The 18,752-nt window shown below is 73.0% G+C and carries 18 protein-coding genes; 12 read left to right on the top strand and 6 right to left on the bottom strand.

What is annotated here, in order from left to right:
- Positions 1-2,396, bottom strand: a 2,396-nt coding sequence (locus ACWD12_RS39665; protein ID WP_450103721.1) for a Tex family protein, incomplete at its 3' end; no start/stop codon positions are given.
- A 284-nt stretch (positions 2,397-2,680) separates the two neighbouring features.
- On the opposite strand from ACWD12_RS39665, the gene ACWD12_RS39670 reads away from it, so the two are divergent.
- The 3 genes from ACWD12_RS39670 to ACWD12_RS39680 all read left to right on the top strand — a co-directional run bounded on the left by ACWD12_RS39670 (position 2,681) and on the right by ACWD12_RS39680 (position 5,924).
- Entirely contained in the window at positions 2,681-3,955 is a 1,275-nt protein-coding gene (locus ACWD12_RS39670; RefSeq protein WP_450103722.1) for a tetratricopeptide repeat protein, read from the top strand.
- Complete coding sequence (locus ACWD12_RS39675) at positions 3,939-4,616, top strand: class I SAM-dependent methyltransferase (protein WP_450103723.1); 678 nt, start codon at positions 3,939-3,941, stop codon at positions 4,614-4,616. The genes ACWD12_RS39670 and ACWD12_RS39675 overlap by 17 nt, the downstream gene beginning before the upstream one ends.
- Before the next feature lie 114 nt (positions 4,617-4,730).
- Entirely contained in the window at positions 4,731-5,924 is a 1,194-nt protein-coding gene (locus tag ACWD12_RS39680; protein ID WP_450103724.1) for a methyltransferase, read from the top strand.
- Positions 5,925-6,061: 137 nt separating this feature from the next.
- On the opposite strand, the gene ACWD12_RS39685 is transcribed toward ACWD12_RS39680, so the two are convergent.
- Both ACWD12_RS39685 and ACWD12_RS39690 read right to left on the bottom strand, forming a co-directional pair.
- A complete protein-coding gene (locus ACWD12_RS39685; protein WP_450103725.1) occupies positions 6,062-7,255 on the bottom strand; it encodes a DUF1214 domain-containing protein in 1,194 nt (397 codons plus the stop codon).
- The gene (locus tag ACWD12_RS39690; protein ID WP_450103726.1) at positions 7,248-8,507 is read right to left on the bottom strand and encodes a sulfotransferase family protein; all 1,260 of its coding nucleotides are present in this window, start codon (positions 8,505-8,507) and stop codon (positions 7,248-7,250) included. Before ACWD12_RS39690 ends, ACWD12_RS39685 begins: the two co-directional genes overlap by 8 nt.
- A gap of 104 nt (positions 8,508-8,611) precedes the next feature.
- Between ACWD12_RS39690 and ACWD12_RS39695 the strand changes: the two genes are divergently transcribed.
- The 5 genes from ACWD12_RS39695 (at position 8,612) to ACWD12_RS39715 (ending at position 12,302) form a co-directional block, all read left to right on the top strand.
- Positions 8,612-9,379 (top strand): SDR family NAD(P)-dependent oxidoreductase, encoded by a 768-nt coding sequence (locus ACWD12_RS39695; RefSeq protein ID WP_450103727.1) that lies wholly within the window; start codon positions 8,612-8,614, stop codon positions 9,377-9,379.
- A gap of 68 nt (positions 9,380-9,447) precedes the next feature.
- On the top strand, positions 9,448-10,215 hold the full coding sequence (locus tag ACWD12_RS39700) for an SDR family NAD(P)-dependent oxidoreductase (protein WP_450103728.1): 768 nt from the start codon (positions 9,448-9,450) through the stop codon (positions 10,213-10,215).
- 114 nt (positions 10,216-10,329) lie between these two features.
- Positions 10,330-10,956, top strand: coding sequence for a MarR family winged helix-turn-helix transcriptional regulator (locus ACWD12_RS39705; RefSeq protein ID WP_450103729.1), 627 nt, complete (start codon positions 10,330-10,332; stop codon positions 10,954-10,956).
- Between the two features lie 31 nt (positions 10,957-10,987).
- Positions 10,988-11,728 carry an HAD family hydrolase gene (locus ACWD12_RS39710; RefSeq protein WP_450103730.1) on the top strand — a complete coding sequence of 247 codons (741 nt, stop codon included), beginning with the start codon at positions 10,988-10,990 and terminating at the stop codon, positions 11,726-11,728.
- An 82-nt stretch (positions 11,729-11,810) separates the two neighbouring features.
- Positions 11,811-12,302, top strand: a complete 492-nt coding sequence (locus ACWD12_RS39715) for an NUDIX domain-containing protein (protein ID WP_450103731.1) — start codon at positions 11,811-11,813, stop codon at positions 12,300-12,302.
- A gap of 7 nt (positions 12,303-12,309) precedes the next feature.
- Here ACWD12_RS39715 and ACWD12_RS39720 read toward each other — a convergent pair whose 3' ends face one another.
- Complete coding sequence (locus tag ACWD12_RS39720) at positions 12,310-13,476, bottom strand: lactate 2-monooxygenase (protein WP_450103746.1); 1,167 nt, start codon at positions 13,474-13,476, stop codon at positions 12,310-12,312.
- A 188-nt stretch (positions 13,477-13,664) separates the two neighbouring features.
- A complete protein-coding gene (locus ACWD12_RS39725; protein ID WP_450103732.1) occupies positions 13,665-14,291 on the bottom strand; it encodes a hypothetical protein in 627 nt (208 codons plus the stop codon).
- A gap of 177 nt (positions 14,292-14,468) precedes the next feature.
- Here ACWD12_RS39725 and ACWD12_RS39730 point away from each other — a divergent pair, with 177 nt between their 5' ends.
- Together ACWD12_RS39730 and ACWD12_RS39735 are read left to right on the top strand one after the other, a co-directional pair.
- Positions 14,469-15,740, top strand: a complete 1,272-nt coding sequence (locus ACWD12_RS39730) for a sensor histidine kinase (protein WP_450103733.1) — start codon at positions 14,469-14,471, stop codon at positions 15,738-15,740.
- 8 nt (positions 15,741-15,748) lie between these two features.
- Positions 15,749-16,480, top strand: coding sequence for a response regulator (locus ACWD12_RS39735; RefSeq protein ID WP_450103734.1), 732 nt, complete (start codon positions 15,749-15,751; stop codon positions 16,478-16,480).
- A 29-nt stretch (positions 16,481-16,509) separates the two neighbouring features.
- On the opposite strand, the gene ACWD12_RS39740 is transcribed toward ACWD12_RS39735, so the two are convergent.
- Complete coding sequence (locus ACWD12_RS39740; RefSeq protein ID WP_450103735.1) at positions 16,510-17,112, bottom strand: hypothetical protein; 603 nt, start codon at positions 17,110-17,112, stop codon at positions 16,510-16,512.
- Positions 17,113-17,254: 142 nt separating this feature from the next.
- Here ACWD12_RS39740 and ACWD12_RS39745 point away from each other — a divergent pair, with 142 nt between their 5' ends.
- On the top strand, positions 17,255-18,163 hold the full coding sequence (locus tag ACWD12_RS39745; protein WP_450103736.1) for a hypothetical protein: 909 nt from the start codon (positions 17,255-17,257) through the stop codon (positions 18,161-18,163).
- 144 nt (positions 18,164-18,307) lie between these two features.
- Entirely contained in the window at positions 18,308-18,727 is a 420-nt protein-coding gene (locus ACWD12_RS39750) for a VOC family protein (protein ID WP_450103737.1), read from the top strand.
- Positions 18,728-18,752 lie beyond the last annotated feature (25 nt).

Genomic DNA, 18,752 nt, shown 5'->3' on the forward strand with positions numbered 1-18,752 from the left:
CCGCCGCCGCGGTCGTCCCGCCCGCCGCGACCGCGGCCGCCTTGTCCGCCCTGGTTGTTGCCGCCGCGGCCGCCGCGCTGACCCTCGCCGCCACGGCCCTCACCGCCGCGTCCGTCACCGCGCCGACCGCCCTGCTCGCCCTGCGGACGCCGCGGTCCGGGAGCCGTACGCCCGCCGCCCGCGCCGTCCCCGCCGCCGGACCCGGCGGTCGCCTCGTCCTCCAGACGCAGCGTCAGCGAGATGCGCTTGCGCGGGATGTCGACGTCGAGCACCTTCACCCGCACGATGTCCCCGGGCTTGACCACGTCACGCGGGTCCTTCACGAACGTGGCGGACATCGCCGACACGTGCACAAGACCGTCCTGGTGCACGCCGACGTCGACGAACGCACCGAACGCGGCGACGTTCGTCACCACGCCCTCCAGCAGCATCCCCGGCTTGAGGTCGGTCAGTTGCTCGACGCCTTCCTTGAAGGCGGCGGTCTTGAACGCCGGCCGCGGGTCGCGGCCCGGCTTCTCCAACTCCGCGAGGATGTCGCTGACGGTCGGCAGGCCGAACTGCTCGTCCACGAAGTCCTTGGGGCTGAGCGCCCGCAGCACCGTCCCCTTGCCCAACACGGCGGTGATGTCGCCGCCCGCCGCCGCCACGATGCGGCGTACCACCGGATAGGCCTCGGGGTGCACGCTCGACGAGTCCAGCGGGTCGTCGCCGCCGGGGATGCGCAGGAAGCCCGCGCACTGCTCGAACGCCTTCGGGCCGAGCCGCGCCACGTCCTTGAGCTGCTTGCGGTTCTTGAACGGCCCGTTCGCGTCGCGGTGCAGCACGATGTTCTCGGCGAGGCCGCCGCCGATGCCCGACACGCGGGTCAGCAGCGGCACCGACGCGGTGTTCACGTCGACGCCCACGGCGTTCACGCAGTCCTCGACCACCGCGTCCAGCGAGCGCGACAGCTGCAGTTCGGACAGGTCGTGCTGGTATTGGCCGACGCCGATCGACTTCGGGTCGATCTTCACGAGTTCGGCCAGCGGGTCCTGGAGGCGCCGGGCGATCGAGACGGCGCCGCGCAGCGACACGTCCAGCTCGGGGAGTTCCTGCGAGGCGTACGCCGACGCCGAGTACACCGACGCACCCGCCTCCGACACGACCACCTTGGTGAGCGGGAGTTCGGCGTGCCGCTTGATGAGGTCCGCGGCCAGCTTGTCCGTCTCGCGCGACGCGGTGCCGTTGCCGATCGCGATCAGCTCCACGCCGTGCGCCTTCGCGAGCCGTGCGAGGGTGTCGATCGACTCGTCCCAGCGGCGCCGCGGCTCGTGCGGGTAGATGGTGTCGGTCGCCACGACCTTGCCGGTGTCGTCCACGACCGCGACCTTGACGCCGGTACGCAGACCCGGGTCCAGGCCCATCGTCGTGCGCGTCCCGGCCGGGGCGGCGAGCAGCAGGTCGCGCAGGTTCGCCGCGAAGACGCGCACCGCCTCGTCCTCCGCGGCCTGCCGCAGCCGCCCGCGCAGGTCGATGCCCAGGTGCACCAGGAACCGGGTGCGCCACGCCCAGCGCACGGTGTCGCCGAGCCACTTGTCGGCCGGGCGCCCGCGGTCGGCGATGCCGAAGCGCCGCGCGATGCTCTGCTCGAAGCCGGTCGGCCCGGCCGCCGGGTCCGCGGCCTCCTCCTCCGGTTCGAGGGTCAGCGTGAGCATCTCCTCCTTCTCGCCCCGGAACATCGCCAGGATGCGGTGCGAGGGCAGCCGCGTGAACGGCTCGGCGAAGTCGAAGTAGTCGGAGAACTTCGCGCCCGCCTCCTCGCGGCCCTCGCGGACCTTGGCCACCAGGCGGCCGCGCGTCCACATCCGCTCGCGCAGCTCGCCGACGAGGTCGGCGTCCTCGGAGAAGCGCTCGACGAGGATCGCCCGGGCCCCCTCCAGCGCGGCGGTGCGGTCGGCGACGCCCTTGTCCGTGTCGACGTAGTCGGCCGCGGTGGCCTGCGGGTCCAGCGACGGGTCCGCGAGCAGTGCGTCGGCGAGCGGTTCGAGCCCCGCCTCGCGCGCGATCTGCGCCTTGGTCCGGCGCTTGGGCTTGTACGGAAGGTAGATGTCCTCCAGCCGTGCCTTCGAGTCGGCGGCCATGATCTGCCCGCGCAGCGCGTCGTCGAGCTTGCCCTGCGCGTCGATCGATTCGAGTACCGCCGTCCGGCGCTCCTCCAACTCACGGAGGTAGCGCAGGCGCTCCTCCAGCGTGCGCAGCTGCGTGTCGTCGAGGGTCCCGGTCACCTCCTTGCGGTAGCGCGCGATGAACGGCACGGTCGCACCGCCGTCGAGCAGGTCGACTGCGGCCTGCACCTGTCCTTCGCGTACGCCGAGCTCGTCGGCGATCCTCTTGTTGACAGAGGGTGTGGACGTCACCACGGAACTTGAACCACCTTCACACTGGGGTACCCGGGCATTCTGCCGATGTTGGGCCCCGAATGTCGCACTGGCGGCGGTGCGCGTGTCCGCCGTACGAGTCCGTGGCGGCGGTCGCCGCGGCCCGGCGCCCGCTCCGAGGCCGCCCCGGCGGCGGTGCGGCGGTGGTCCGGCGGAGCCGAGCGGGTGGCCCGGGCGGCGGTGGCGTGGTCGTCCGACGGACGGTAGGACGACGCGGAATCTCGGTTGCGGCCCCGTGGTCGGGTGCTGAACCCTCGAAGGCGATGACTACTTCTGACCTGGACAAGGCCTGGGAACTGGTGGAGGGCGGCGACGTATCCGCGGTGATGCGTCACTTGCGCGGGACCGCCGGACGACTGGAGATCCGCGACCTGACGCTCGTCGTGGAGAAAGCCGCGGACATGGTCGGCTTCGACGACCTCGTCGAGGCGTCGCGCGCACTCGCCGCCAAACCGCGCAGCGCCGACAAACTTTTCGAGTTCGGATACGCCTGCATCGAGCACGGCGCGGCCTACGCGGCGATACCCGCCCTCGTGGAGTCGCTGCGCCGGTCGCCGAAGTCGCGCGGGGTGTTCCTGGAGCTGGCGTCGGCGTACGAGCGCGAGGAGCGCCACGGCGAGGCGGTCGCCCTGCTGGAGTCCCGCGACGCGACGCTGCGGGACTGGCCCGACCGGTATCTGCTCGTCTACAACGCCGTGCTGGCGGGCGATCTGACGCGCGCCCGAACGCAGTTCGTCCGCCTGCCGGCACCGGCGGACGAGGACTGGGAGTGGGCGTACGGCCGCCTCGGCGCCATGCTGTCCCGCGCGGACGCCGCCGCGGCCGTCGCCCCGCTGGACCACGAGGACTTGCGCGGCTGGCAGTTCGTGCTCACCGGGGGAGTGCTGGCGACGATCTCGCCGTACGGCTTCCGCACGAGCATGGTCGGCCGGTACGCGTTCCACCAGGACTCGCCGGGCAGTTGCCGCCAGGGCCTGGACCGGCTCCCCGCCGTGCTGGGGGCGACGGGTGCGGCGCCCGCGTCGGTGTCGCTCCTGGACGACCGGGGCAGCCGCATCCTGGGCCTGGCCGCCGCCGACGTGCTGGGGCTGCCCGCGGTGCCGTACGAGCCGGGCCGCCCGGACACGGTGGTCGTCGCGTACCGCCTGGACGACGTGGCGGAGGGAGTCGTCGAGTCGCTGCACGAACGCGCGCCCGGACAGGTGCTGTTCGAGCACGCGACGTGCTGGACGAGTCCGCCGCCCGTCGCCGCCGACATCAGCGTGCTGCTGCGTCAGGCGGGCAACGCGCCGTGGGAGAAGCGGCTCACCGCCGACCCCGAAGGCGGCGCGCCGGACGGCCGGCCGGAGGCCGAGATCGCCGCGGACGTCGTCGCCGCCCAGCCGGACGCGGACCATCCGGGCGACGAGGACGCGCCGCCCGACACCGGAGCCGAGCTGGTCGCCTTCGCGGCCGGCGTGGCGTCCGCCTGGGCGGCCCGCACCTCCCGGGACCAGTGCCCTTCGACGGGTCCGGTGCGCAGTGCACGCTTCCGCTGACCGCGACGCGGCCCCGGTGCCCGGCCCCGACCCCGACCACGCACGGGTGCGGGACGGCTACGACGCCGTGGCCGAGGAGTACCAGGCCCGGATCGGCGACGAACTTGCGCACAAGCCGCTGGACCGCGCGCTGCTCGGAGCGCTGGGCGAGTCCGTCGGCCCCGGAGCGGCGATTGCGGACCTGGGCTGCGGGCCGGGCCACGTGGCCGGATGGCTCGCCGCGCGCGGTGCCCGGGTTGTGGGCGTCGACCTGTCGCCCGGGATGGTGGCGGTCGGCCGCCGCGAACACCCGGCCGCCGAGTTCCGGCAGGGCGACCTGCTGCGACTGCCGGCCGCCGACCGGGAGTTCGACGCCGCGGTGGCCTTCTACTCGCTCATCCACCTGGCCGCCGGGGAACTGCCCGCGGCGTTCGCCGAAGCCCGGCGGGTGCTGCGGCCCGGGGGGCTGCTGCTGGTCGCGTTCCATCTCGGCGACGAGGTCCGGCACATGACCGACTGGTGGGGGCACACGGTGGACGTCGAGTTCCACTTCCGCGAGTCCGCTCCGATGGTCGCGGCGATGACCGACGCGGGGTTCGCGGTGGAAGCCCGCATGGAGCGTGCGCCGTACCCGGAGGAGGCGGAGACACGACGGGGGTACGTGCTCGCGCGGGCGACATAGCGCCGCCCCGGGGCGGCCCCTGCGGTCGTGCCCGCGGTCGGGCCCCGCGGTCCGACGCCCGCAGCCGGGCAACGTGTGGCCGGGCGGCATCCACGTACCAGGCACAATGAGCCAATGCTCAGCACGCCTTTCAGCACACCGTGGGGCGAGGTCGACCTGACCCGCTTCCCCGAGGACCCCCGCGACGCGCTGCGTGCCTGGGACGCCGCCGACGCGTACCTGCTCCGGCGCCTGGCCGGGGAGCCGGGGCCCGAGGGGACGCCCGTCGGGCCCGTCGATCCGGCCGCCGCGGCGCCCGGCGCGCTGGTCGTGGTCGGGGACCGGTGGGGCGCGCTGACCACCGCCCTCGCGGCGTACCGGCCCACCCAGATCACCGACTCGTACCTCGCCCGCGAGGCGACGCGCGCCAACCTCGCCCGCAACGGCGTCGACCCCGAGACGGTACGGCTGCTCACCACCCGGGACGAGCCGCCCGCCCGGGTGGACGTCCTGCTGGTGCGCGTCCCCAAGGGCCTCGCGCTCCTGGAGGACCAACTCCACCGCCTCGCGCCGTCGGTGCACACCGGCACGGTCGTGCTCGGCACCGGCATGACGACCGAGATCCACACGTCGACGCTCGCCCTCTTCGAGCGCATCCTCGGACCGACGCGCACCTCCCTCGCGGAGAAGAAGGCACGCCTCATCTTCTGCACACCGGAAGGCCGCCCCGCGGCAGCCGCCAACCCGTGGCCGCACACGTACGCGCTGCCCGACGGCATCGGCGTGATGTCCGGCCGCCGGGTCGTCAACCACGCGGGCGTGTTCTGCGCCGAACGACTCGACGTCGGCACCCGCTTCCTGCTCGGCCACCTGCCGGAGCGCCGAGGGCCCGAGCACGTGGTCGACCTCGGGTGCGGCAACGGCGTCGTGGGCACCGCCGCGGCGCTCGCCAACCCGGACGCGCACGTGACCTTCGTCGACGAGTCCTTCCAGGCCGTCGCGTCGGCGGAGGAGACCTACCGCGCCAACGTCGACGCGGACGCCCGCCCGGCCGCGTTCACGGTCGGCGACGGCCTGGCAAGCCTCCCGGGCGCGAGCGCCGACCTCGTGCTCAACAACCCGCCGTTCCACAGCCACCGGGCGACCACGGACAGCATCGCGTGGCGGATGTTCACCGGTTCGCGCGCCGCGCTGCGCCGCGGCGGCGAGCTGTGGGTGGTCGGCAACCGCCATCTCGGCTACCACGTCAAGCTCAAGCGCATCTTCGGCAACTGCGAAGTCGCGGCGAGCGACCGAAAGTTCGTCGTACTGCGGGCGACGCGCCGCTGACCCGACGCGCCACCGACCCGAGCAGGCGCCGGGCCGACCCGCCACGGACCGGCCGTGGACACCCGGACGGGGCCCAACGCCGTCGGGTCGAACCGTGCGTGCGGCTCCCGCTTACGGCCTCCGTGCACGGCCTCCGCTCAGGTGCGGAACCGCCAGGCGGCATGGGCTGCCCGAGCCGCCAGATGTGCCCGGCGCTCCTCCGGGGTCGTGGGCCCGCCTGCCGCCCCCGGCGCCAGCCGGGTCTCCAGGTCGGCGAACGCGACGACCTGCGCTTTCGGCTCCGGCCGATTGTCCGCCCAGGCGCAGCGGAACGTCAGCATGCCCTCGGAACGCCCTTCCGTGTCCAGCCAGTTCGCCACCCCCGGGTCCTCGTGCGCGACCACGACCCGCACCAGCCCGTCCGCGTCGACCGCGCTCTGTCGGTGATTCAGGCCGCCGGTGCGGTGGATCGACTCGACGGGCTCGAACCAGCCGAGCTGGTACAGCTGGTACGACCAGTAGCGCGCCACCGGCGCCTCGCACTCGACGACCAGGGCCTCGCCCGGCGCGAGGCGGTAGAAGCAGAAGCCGTACACCAGCCCCTTGAGTCCTTTGGGCTCGGTGCGCGGCTGGATGAACGTGTTGTCCTCGCCGCGCGTCCGGGCCGCCCGCTGGTAGTCGTTCCAGTAGGTGATCGACCGCTCGAACTGCGAGCGCGCTTCATCCAGTTGCTCGGCGATGCGGCCGGGGGTGAGGCGTTCCGGGACAGTCGGGCGGTCGACGCGCTCGATGGTGAGCACGGCGGGTTCGTGCTCCTGCCAGTCGTAGTAGTACTCGCGGACGGCGACCATGCGGGCGCCCTCCGGCAACGGCAGCCACCGCACGGCGGGGTCGGCCGGCTCGGGCCCGCCGAGCAGGATCTCGAAGGAGTCGCCCGGGGCGATCCCGAGGTCGGTCGCGGTCACCTCGTGCAGCGTCCCGTACCGCTCCTGGTGCATGTTGCCGATGCGGACCGCGAGCAGGAACTCCTCGCACGAGTGCATCAGTCCGCGGATGCGGTACGTGCCCTCCGCGTCGATGCGGGCGTGCTTGTAGACGTTGTCGACATTCGGCCCGCCCCAGCGCGTCAGCAGGTCGTTCTGCCGCATGAAGCGCGGGTCGGCCGGGTCGAGGTGGCCGACGCCCCAGGTCAGCCAGCACACCGCCTGCTGTGCCAAGTGCCGGAAGCCCTCGGCGCGTTCCTCGGGCGAGCCGGGGAAGTCGGGGGCGAGGATGCGGTCGCCGGCGGCCTTCATCGTGTCGCACAGGGCGGCCCACGCGGCGTGGTCGGGGAACGGGGACGACTCAGGCATGGTCGGCCGCCGGAACGCCGAAGTGCGTGCGGTAGCGCCCGAACCGGGAGCTCTCGTGCGCCCGGTCGAGTCCGAGGTCGTCGAACTCGTAGCGGTGCACGCCGTGTTTGTCCTTGGGCCGGGCGTCGAGGTAGGTGCGCATGCGGTCCTCCGCGTCGTCGGTCAGTTCCATGCCCAGCGCGTCGTACAGGGCGCGGACGGTGTCCAGGGGTGCGGTCATGAAGTCGGCGTACTGGCTGTGGTGCACGCGGCCGGGGGCGAAGACGCCGCCGGTGTCGTGGTCCACGAGCCGGTCGAGGTCGTGCACGTACAGGTCGGCGTGGTAGCGGCCGATCGCCGGGTAGGAGACGTCGTCGCTGTGCACGCCGCGCAGCGTCGCGATGAGGCTGGTGACCGAGCCGAGCACCGTGATCGGGTCGCGGTGGGTGACCGCGAGGCGGGCGTCCGGGTATGCGTCCAGCAGTTCCGGCAGCGAGTGCAGGTGGGCGGGGCTCTTGAGCACCCAGCGGCGATGGCGCGGGAAGCCGCGCTGGAGGATGCGCAGGACGCGGCGGTGCAGGTCGTACGCCGGCGCCATGTCGCAACCCAGCAGCCAAGCCGTGTAGTTCGGCACGTGGTACCGCGCCGGGAACTCCTGCGAGCGGAAGGCGAAGGACTGCGCGGACAGGCACTCCTTGGGCAGGCGCGCACCGTACACGTGGATCGCGTCGAGAGTGCCGGTCACCTGGTCGAAGAACCGCAGTTCCGCCTCGGCCGCCGGGATGCGCGGATCGGCGGCGAACGCGGCCGGATCGGGCGAGGGGGGCGGCACCGGCATCAGCAGCTCCCAGCCCTCCGGCACCCGGTGCGCGGGGTCGCGGGCCAGCAGGGCGTGCAGGATCGAGGTGCCGGTACGTGGCGCGCCCACCACGAACAGCGGGGCCTCGACCCGTTCGTCCGCGACGCCGGGATCGCGCGCCTCGTAGTCGCGGATCTGCAGCCGTACCCGCAGTAGGCGTAGCAGATAGCGGTACGTCTGCCAGCGTCCGAGCGCGGTCAGCCGCGCGTGCGCCTCCAGGTCGCGTAGCAGCAGGGCGAGCGGTTCGTGGAAGTCGTCCGACCCGAAGTCGTCCAGGCCGGTCAGCGCCCGGGCCCGGCCGAGCACGCCGTCCAGGCTGAATGGTTCGGCGGATTCCTCCAGCAGGGGCCCGAGGGCGCCCTCGTTGGCGAGGCGCACCCACTCGGGGCGCGTCCGGTCTGCCGGAGCCTGCATGCGCGTGCCTCCCGGGGATCGCGGCTGTTGCTTCTTGAAAAGTAGCTTCATGTGAAGATAATTTTCAAGGGCAGACGACATCCGGACGCAGTCAGGAGGACCAGGTGGAGTACGGCATCCGGGACCATGCGGTGATCGTCACCGGCGCCACACGGGGCATCGGGCGCGGCATCGCCCGCCACCTCGGCGCCCGCGGCGCCCGCCTCACGATCACCGGCCGCAACCCGAAGCGCCTGGCCGAGACCTCCGCCGAACTCGACGGACTGGGCGTCGAGCACCTGGCCGTCGAATGCGACGTCGCCGACCGCGACGCGGCGTTCGCCCTCGCGGCCCGCACCCACGAGCGCTTCGGCCGCCTGGACGGCCTGGTCGCCAACGCCCAGACCTTCCGCCCGGTGACCGCGCTGGAGGACGTCACCTCCTCCGACATGGACCTGCTGCTCGACACCGGCCCCAAGGGCACACTGTGGGCGATGCAGGCGGTCTTCCCCTACTTCCGCGACGCCGGGCGCGGCCGCATCGTGACCATGGGCTCGGCGGTCGGCATGACCGGCGGCGCGGGGTACGGCCCGTACAGCGCCTCGAAGGAAGCGGTCCGCTCGCTCACGCGGACCGCCGCGCGCGAATGGGCCCGGCACGGGATCACCGTCAACTGCGTGTGCCCCGCGTCCGCCGCGCACCGAAGGCCGCCCGCCGACGACCCGGACCGGCGCGCGGTGTTCGACGCGATGTACGCCCAGCACCCGATGGGCCGCGACGGCGACCCCGACGCCGACATCGCCCCGCCGGTGCTGTTCCTGCTCTCGGACGCGTCGCGGTACATCACCGGGGAGACCTTCATGGTCGACGGCGGCGGCCAGATGCGAACCTGAGCGCGCGGGGACCCGCGTACGGCGGCACGGCGGCACGAACAAGCGGCACGAAGAAGAGGAGCGCACACATGGACGGACGGCTCACCGGAAAATCCGCGGTGATCACCGGGGCGGGCTCCGGCATCGGCCGCGCCACCGCGCTGCGCTTCGCCGCCGAAGGCGCCCTGCTGGTCCTCGGCGACGTGCGCCCCGAGCGCACGGCCGGGACCGTCGCCGAGATACGCGCGCTCGGCGGGGACGCGGTTGCCTTCGACGGCGACGTGTCCGACGACGCGTACGTGCGCGCGCTGATCGGCACCGCCGTCGAACGCCACGAACGCATCGACATTCTGCACAACAACGCGGCCTTCTCGATCCCCGGCCGCGTCGGCGACATCACCGACGAGGACTGGCGCACCCAGCAGCGCGTGGTCCTCGACAGCGTGTTCTACGGCATCCGCGCCGCGCTCCCGCACATGACCGCGCAAGGCGGCGGATCCATCGTCACCACGGCCTCCGGCGCCGGCGTCGGCGGCGAGTACCGCCTCGGTGCGTACGCCGCCCACAAGGCCGCGGTCATCAACCTCACCCAGACCGTGGCGATGGAGTACGCCGCCGACGGGGTCCGCTGCAACGCCGTCACCCCCGGCCCCACCGCGACCGAGCCGATGCTGCGCTGGCTGGAGGACGTCCCGGGCGGACCCGAGGAGTTCGGCCGTACCGCGATGCTGGGTCGGATGAGCACCCCGGAGGAAGTGGCCGCGGTCGTGGCGTGGCTCGCGTCCGACGACGCGGCTCTTGTCTCCGGCACCGTCGTCCAGGCGAACTACCGCATCACGGCGCGGCGCCCCACATGACGCCGGTCCGCGTGGCGGCGCCGGGCATGACGGAGAATCGGGAGCGACAGCCGCACCGGGCAGCGTGCCGGGCGGCCGGCGGTCCCGCCGATTCCCGTTCCCCCAGGAGTGCACGTGACGAGTAAGGCCGACGCGGCGGGCCGGTCCGGCCCCCGCTCCGACGACTACGCCGACGGCGTGGTGGCCGCCTGGTCGCAGGTGCTGCCCGACGAGGACGCGTCGTCGCTGGGCTTCGTCGTGCGCCTGCACCAGGCCATGATCGCGATGGAGGAGTTCGACCGGCGCAGCATCCGCGGCCTCGACCTGACCGCACCCGAGTACATGGTCCTCGCGGTCCTCGCGGTGCGCACCGACCAGGTCGGGCTGACCCTGCGCGAACTCCAGCCGCTGGTCATGTACTCCTCCGGCGGCATGACCCACTGCGTCGACCGGCTGGAGAAGAAGGAGCTGATCGAGCGCCGCCCGAACCCGGCCGACCGGCGGTCGGTCCTCGTGTGCCTCACCGAGGAGGGCCGCGAGAAGGCCCGTACCGCGATGCGCACCCGGCTCGCGGCACTCGACGAACTGCTGGCGCCGCTCACCGCCGGGGACCGGCGTACCGTCGACAAGGCGCTGCGGCTGCTCATCGCGACCCTCGGACCGTGGGCCCCGGCCCGGCCCTCCGCGCCCGCGGCGCGCGCCACCTCCGTCAGGTCCGCCGCTTCCGCCACAACCGGTACGACGGGCGCGGAAAACGTTTGATCGATTCGCCGGGGCCGTCCTAGGGTGCAGCGTGACCCACGACGCGACCGCTCCACTGCCCTCCGCCACACCCCCGGTGCCGCTGCCGCGCCAGGTGCTCGTCTTCGACGCCGACGACACCCTGTGGGAGAACAACATCCTGTTCGAGAGGGTCATCGACGACTACCTCGACTGGCTCGTGCACCCGATCCTGACCCGCGCCGAGGTGCGCGGGGTCCTCGACGACATCGAGCGCGCCAACGCGGTCACACACGGGTACGGCAGCAAGGTGTTCCTCCGAAGCCTCGCCGAGTGCTTCGCCAGGCTGCGCGAACGCCCGGCCACGGGAGCCGAGTTGGAGCGCATCTCCGAACTCGCCGCACCGCTGGTCGAGCGCGGGCACGTCGAGCTGATCCCGGGCGTCGCGGAGACGCTCACCGTGCTCGGCGCGCGGCATGACCTGCGCCTGCTGACCAAGGGCGCGCAGGACGAGCAGAGCGAGAAGGTCGACGCGTCCGGGCTGGCCCACCACTTCCGCAGCGTGCACATCGTCGCCGAGAAGAACCCCGACACGTACGTGGCGCTGATCGACGAGCTGGGCCTCGACCCCGCGACCAGCTGGATGATCGGGAACTCCCCGAAGTCGGACATCCTCCCGGCCCGCAAGGCCGGCATGCGCGCGGTCTTCATCCCGCACGAGCACACCTGGGTCCTCGAGGACGATGTCGTCGACGGCACCGACGCGGGCGTCCTGCACATACGCGCGTTCACCGAACTTCTCGACCACTTCTAGGTCGTGTCTTCTCCCTGGGCCAATTCCAGGCCTGGTTCGCAAGCCCCCCGCCCCGCCCCCGCATTACTTCTCGGACGGAACGATGACGGCACGGCAACCCTCGGTCTCCTGCGTGTTCGTGTGTCACGACGGTGCCGGGCGCATCCTGCTCGCGCGACGCGGCCCGGGCGCCCGCGACGAGGCGGGCGCCTGGGACTGCGGAGCGGGCGCACTGGAGTTCGGCGAGACGTTCGAGGCCGCGGTCACGCGCGAGGTACGCGAGGAGTACGTCGCCCTGCCGTCGGAGATCCGCAGCCTCGGCGTCCGCAACGTCCTGCGCGGCGACCCGGTCGAATCGCACTGGGTGGCCGTCGTGTTCGCGGTACGCGTGGACCCGGGCGAGGTCGCCGTCGGCGAGCCGCACAAGTTCGACGCCCTCGACTGGTTCGCCCCCGACCGGCTCCCCGAGCCCGTGCACTCGCAACTCGCCGAGACGCTGCGGATGCTCCCGGACGACCTCGCGCCCCGGGACGTCCCACGCCCCGGGAACGACGCGCGCCAAGCGACGAACGGGACTGACGCGCCTCCGCAGTGACGCGCCGTCAGCGGCGGACCAGCACCCGCGGGTTCAGTTCGTCCACGTGCGCGTGCCCGGACAGTGCGAGGGTCAGGTCCAGTTCGGCGAGCAGGCAGCGCAGGACGTGGCGCACGCCCTCCTCGCCGCCCAGGGCCAGCCCGTAGGCGTACGGCCGCCCGACCAACACCGCCTGCGCACCGAGCGCCAGCGCCTTGACGATGTCCGCACCCGAGCGCACGCCGCTGTCGAACAGCACCGCCACGTCGTGGCCGACCGTCTCGGCCACCGTCGGCAGCGCGTCCAGGGCGCCGATCGCGCCGTCGACCTGCCGGCCGCCGTGGTTCGACACGACGATTCCGTCCATGCCCGCGTCCCGGGCCCGCCGCGCGTCGTCGGGGTGCAGGATGCCCTTCAGCACCACGGGCCCGTCCCAGTGCTCGCGCAGCCAGGCCAGGTCGTCCCAGGTGAGCGCCGGGTTGGAGAACAGGCCCGCCCAGTGCGCGACCGCGCCGAACGGGTCCTCCTCGGCGGGCTTTGCCAGCTTCGCCCGGAACGCCGGATCGCTCAGGTAGTTCGCGATGCCGACCGACTGGAGGAACGGCAGGTACGCCTGGTCCAGGTCGTTCGGCCGCCAGCCCAGCATGCCGGTGTCCAGGGTGACCACCAGGTGTGTGAACCCCGAAGCCTGGGCCCGGGCCAGCATGCTCGCCGCGACGTCGGGGTCGCGCGACCAGTAGAGCTGGAACCAGCGCGGTCCGTCCCCGGCGGCCTCGGCGACCTCCTCCATCGGGGTCGACGACGCCGTGCTCAGCACGGTCGTCAGACCGAGCGCGGCGGCCGCGCGGGCGGCGGCGGGCTCGGCGCCTTCGTGGACGATCGACATCACGCCGATGGGCGCGAGCAGGAGCGGGGCCGGCATGGGGGTGCCCAGGACGGTCCGAGAGGTGTCGCGTACCGAGACGTCGGCCAGCATGCGCGGCACGATCGCCCAGCGGTCGAAGGCCTCGCGGTTCGCCCGGACGGTCGCCCCGGTCCCGGCCCCGCCCGCGACGTAGCCGAACGGCCCCGGCTCCAGAACGCGGCGGGCGGCTTCCTCCAGCGTCGACGGGTCGGTCGGGTAGGGCGGCACCCCGCCGCCGAGCGCACCGTTGAGGTAGATCTCGTCCTGGAAGCGGGAGAGCGCCGCGGACATCTCGGCGGGCGGTGCGTCCGCCTCGTCCGGCCGCGGCCCGCCCTGCTGCTCATGCGTTTTGTTCGAGGTCACCGATCCTTCATACACCTGACGGGCGAAGACATCGATGCATGCGGACGCGCACGGCTTGTGGCGGACCCCGGCCTGGGGCCCGGCACAAGCCGTCGCCGCGAGTGTCGCCGTTAGTGTCACCCGTTGCGCCTGCGGCGCAGGTAGTACGCGACGGTGACGACCGCCAGCAGCGGGCCCCACAGCAGCAGCGGGGCGTAGCAGGCCGTCATGATCCAGTACTTTGTACCGTCCGGGGCCTCTGGGGAACCCATCGCTCCGGCGTCGTTCCACGCGAACGCCCCGGTGACGGTGATCAGCGTGACCGCGAGGGCACCGAGCGACGCGGGTACGACTGCCGCCGCCGTCGGGATGCGGCGTCCGCCGAGCCAGGGCACCCAGCGGGGCAGCACCTCGCCCCAGTTCTGCACGAGGCCCAGCGCCAGAAGTCCCAGCAACTCGGCGAAGATGCTCAGGGCGACCAGGTAGAACGACGTGTTCCCGGGGAAGTTGGAGTGGTGCAGCGGATCGCCGGCCGCGAAGCCGGAGTCCCAGCCGAAGGCGATCGCGATGCGCCACAGACCGCTCGGCAGCAGCGTGAGCGCGGCGGCCTTCGCCGTCCAGCGGAGCGCGCGGGAGACCTCGGGGCCGTTCTTCCCCGCCGTACGGTGCGCGGCGGCGGCAGACTGCCCGGCAGCGACACCGTGCCCGGCGGGTGCAGGCGCGGGAATGGCGGCAGCGGCGGAGGTGGGGAGCGTCGTGGTCACGGCTGAATCCTTGTCAGGAGGCGTTGTGGTGATGGCGACAAGCCTCGTCCGCCACCGGTGTCCGCGACCATCCGCCGATCGGCAGATCATGGCGCTCACCTGCGGTGTCGTGCTCCGGCGCGGGTCTGCCGATCGGCAGATGCCCGGTGCCGCGGGCGCTCGCATAGCCTCGTGTCCGTGCCCACGATCAAGGAGACGGCCGCGCGAGGCGACCGCGAGCCCGGCGCGTCCGACCGCCGCTTCATACCCGGGGTGTCCCGGTACGCCTGGGCCGACGACAGCCCCGCACCAGGGAGCCTGTCCGTGCGTGACCGGCTTGCGGCCGCCTGCCTCGGGGGCGCGGCCCTCGTCGCGCTCGTCCTGATCCGCGGCCACAGCCTCTACGGCACGGTCCCGGCCGTCCTCGTCCTGGCGCTCGCGCTCTGGGGGCTGATCTGCCGGCGCCGCGCGCGGTATGTACTGGCGTGGCCGCTGGCCGCCGTCTCCGCCCTGTCCATCGCCACGGACTTCGCGCGCCCGCAGCCGATCCCGCAGTCGGCCGGGGCCTGGAAGATCGCCGAAGTCTTCGTGCTGCTGGCCCTCATCAGCGCCGTCGTGTGCTGGTCGCCGCGACGGGAGGCCCTGCTCGGGGCCGGGGCCGCAAGCGCCGCCGTCGCGCTGTGGGCGATCCCCTTCGTGGACGACGGCACATGGCGGGACCAGGTGGGCGCCGCGGCGTTCTGGGGCGTCGCGGCCGCCGTCGCGGCGGGCGTGGGGGCGTACCCGCGCAGCCAGGCCCGCCGCGGGCGGGACGCCGTGGTCGCCGCCCGCCGCGAGCAGCAGCTCGAACTCGCCCGGGACCTGCACGACTTCGTGGCGCACGACGTGAGCGGGATCGTCGTCCAGGCGCAGGCCGCACGTTTCGTTGCGGCGAGCGACCCGCAGGCAGTCGTCCTCGCGCTGGAGCGCATCGAGAAGGCGGGGCTGAGCGCGCTGGCGTCGATGGACCGCACCGTGCAGATGCTGCACGACGCCGACGGCGCGCCGATCGGTGCGTCGGCGCCCCCGGGTATCGGCGAACTACCGGACCTGGTAAGCCGATTCGCCGCCGAGCGCGGCGCGGCCGACAGCCGCGTCGACCTCCGCGTCCACGACGATGCCGCCGATCGGCTCTCGCGGGAGGCGGGCTCGGTCGCGTACCGGGTCGTGGTCGAGGCGCTGACCAACATCCGGCGGCACGCGTCGTCGTCGCGGGTGGAGGTGAGCGTACGCCGCGACACACCCGTCGTCCGGGTCGCCGTCACCAACGAGACCTCCGTCGGCGCGGCGTCCTGGGGCCGGGGCCGGCGCGGCGGCCGCGGTCTCGTCGGCCTGCGCGAACGCGTCGCGGCGGTCGGCGGGAGCCTCGACGCCGGACCGGACGGCTCCGGCGGGTGGCACGTCGTGGCCCGATTCCCCGAGGAGGCATGATGGCCGCGATGACCACGCGCATACTGCTCGCCGACGACCAGGACGACATCCGCAGCGGATTCCGCCTGATCCTCGACTCACAGCCCGACATGGCCGTCGTCGGCGAGGCGTCCGACGGCGAGACCGCCGTCGCCCTCGCGCGCGAGCTGCAACCGGACGTCGTGCTCGCCGACATCCGCATGCCCCGCATGGACGGTCTGGAGGTGACCCGGCAACTCGCGCCCACGACACGCGTCGTCGTGGTCACCACGTTCGACCTCGACGACTACGTGCACACCGCCTTGCGCAACGGCGCCTGCGGATTCCTGCTGAAGCGGTCGGGGCCCACCCTGCTCATCGAGGCGGTGCGCGCCGCGATGGCCGGGGACACGCTCATCAGCCCGCAGATCACGGTACGGCTGCTCAGCCGCCTGTCCGCCGTACCGAGCCCGGCCGCCACCGAGACCGCCGGGCCGGCGCCGGTCCCGGCACCGGCGCCGGCCGAGCCCGCCGCGTCCCGCACCGCACCCGGCGCCGAACCCGCCGCGGCGAACCCGCTCACCGAACGCGAACTTGAAATCGCCCGGCTGGTGGCGCGCGGCCTCACCAACGCCGAGATCGCGGAGGCACTCTTCATCAGCGCCGGCACCGCAAAAACCCATATCGCGAACATCCAGGCGAAGCTGGCCGCCCGCAACCGCGTCGGCATCGCCGCGTGGGTCTGGGAACACGGCCTCGCGGGCGGCGCGGACTCCGCCTGACCGCCGCCGGCGGGGCGTGCGCCGCACCCTCAGGCCAACTGCTCCAATTCCTCCGCCCGGCGCAGGTCCTTGGGGCGTCCCACCGCCCGGCGCATCGCGATCAGGTCCTCGCGCCGCAGGTAGTGCACCGTCACACCCGCGCCCACCGCCGACTCCGCCCGATCGAGGTACGCCGCGACATCCTGGTCGCCCCACGGAAGTTCGGGCGTGCACAGGTCACCGCTCGCGGTCGCCGTCGCGAAGTCGCACTTGCGGCGCCGCACCGAGTCCGGGGTCGGCGCCGTCGAAGTGCCGTCGTCCTCGACGAGCGTCCCGCCGACCGCCGCCAGCGCCGCCGCGACGGCCTGCGCCTGCTCCGCGGAACCGTCCCACAGCAGGTCCAGATCGCCGGTCAGTTCGGTCGAACCGTGCAGGATCCCGGCGACCTGCCCGATCACCACCACGCGCGCACCAGCTGTATGCAGCGCGGTCAGGAACGGCAGCGGGTCGAACCCGAGGGCGCTGTCGGTCGCGAGCGTTCCGGCGGTGTCGTCGGCGTCGTTGTGCGTCAACCCGGACGCCGCGCGCCCGCGGGTCAGTTCGGCGGTCCGACGGACGGCGTCGCGCAGTCGGGCAAGAGCTTCATCGGTCATGCCGCCATCCAACCCATTGCACGCCGCCGCGGCGGCGGATCGGCGCGAAGTGGCCGCCGCCGTACCGGAAGGACCGCGGCGCGACGCGCCGAATGTCCGAAACGTTCAAGACCTCCGCGGCCGGGAGCGGGAGGCTGAGGGCATGACCCACGTCGACCTTCAGGCAGCATCCGACTTCATGGCCACCCACGCCCGCATCCTCGACCGGCTGCGGTTCCGCGTCCTGGTGGGGGACCCCGTCGACGCGGGGCAACTGCTCGCCGCAGTCGATGCGTACCGCAATCCGGACGGCGGGTACGGCTGGGGCCTCGAATGCGACCTGCGCTCGCCGGAGAGCCAGGTGGGCGCTGCCCTGCACGCGTTCGAGGTGTTCGAGGACGCCGCGGCCCCCACGCCGTACCAAGGTGCCGCGCTGTGCGACTGGCTGGCCTCGATCACCCACCCGGACGGGGGCCTGCCGTTCGCCCTGCCGATCACCGACCAGGCGGGTTCGGCTCCGTGGTGGGGGATGAGTGACCCGTCCGAGTCGTCGTTGCAGCTCACTTCGGTGGTGGTGGCGGCCGCGCACCGTGCCGCCGCGCACGACCCGGCGATCCGCACGCACGCGTGGCTCGACCGTGCGACGCGGTACTGCATCGCCGCCGCGGAGGGCGCCGGCACCGAGGGCGGCAAACCGCATGCGCTCGAACTGGCGTACGCGGTAAGGCTGCTGGACATGGAGCAGGTACGCACCATCTACCCGGAGGCGGCGAGTGCGCTGGACGTGCTGGCCGCGTACATCCCGGCCGACGGCATGGTCCACGTCGACGGCGGCACCGAAAACGAGTACATGCGCCCGCTGGATTTCGCGCCCCTGCCGGGCACCCCCGCACGCCGCCACCTCGCCTCCGCCGACGTCCCCGGCGAACTCGACCGCCTTGAGCGCGGACAGAAGGACGACGGCGGCTGGACCGTCGAGTACGCGCGCATCTCGCCCGCCGGAGCGATGGAGTGGCGCGGCCACGCCACCGTCCGCGCACTCGGCATCCTGCGCGCCAACGGCGTCCTGTAGCCAACCGGGTGCTGTAGCCAACGGTGTTCTGCGTCCAACAGCGTCCTGTGGACGACCGGCGGCTCGCGGCGCGTTAGTGCGTGCACCTCCGCACGAACCGGGAGAGGCTGGAAGCCGCTCGCCGCTCATGAACCGGAGGTGCCCGTGGCGTTCACCCAGGCGTTCCCCATCCTGCACAGCGACGACTTCACGAGGCTGGTCGCGTTCTATACCGAGTTGCTGGGGTTGCCGGTCACGTACCGCTTCCCGCCGGAGGGGGAAGGCGACGCCGCGTTCCTGACGGTCGGCGTCGGCGATTCGACCATCGGCATCGGCGACTACTCGGGCGTCGAGGCGATGTTCGGGCCGACGCCGCGCGGCGGAAAGCCGTTCCAACTGTGCCTCTACACCGACGCGCTGGACGCCGAGCTGGCACGCCTGCGCGCGGCCGGGACGCCGGTGCACCTGGATCCGGTGGACCAGCCGTGGGGCGAGCGCATGTGCTACGTCGCCGACCCCGACGGCAACCTGATCATGCTCGTCCAGGCGTGGCAAAACCACGTGCCACCGCGCCCCGGCTCGTGATCAAGTTGCCGCGTACCGACGGAAG

The organism is Streptodolium elevatio, from assembly GCF_053592165.1.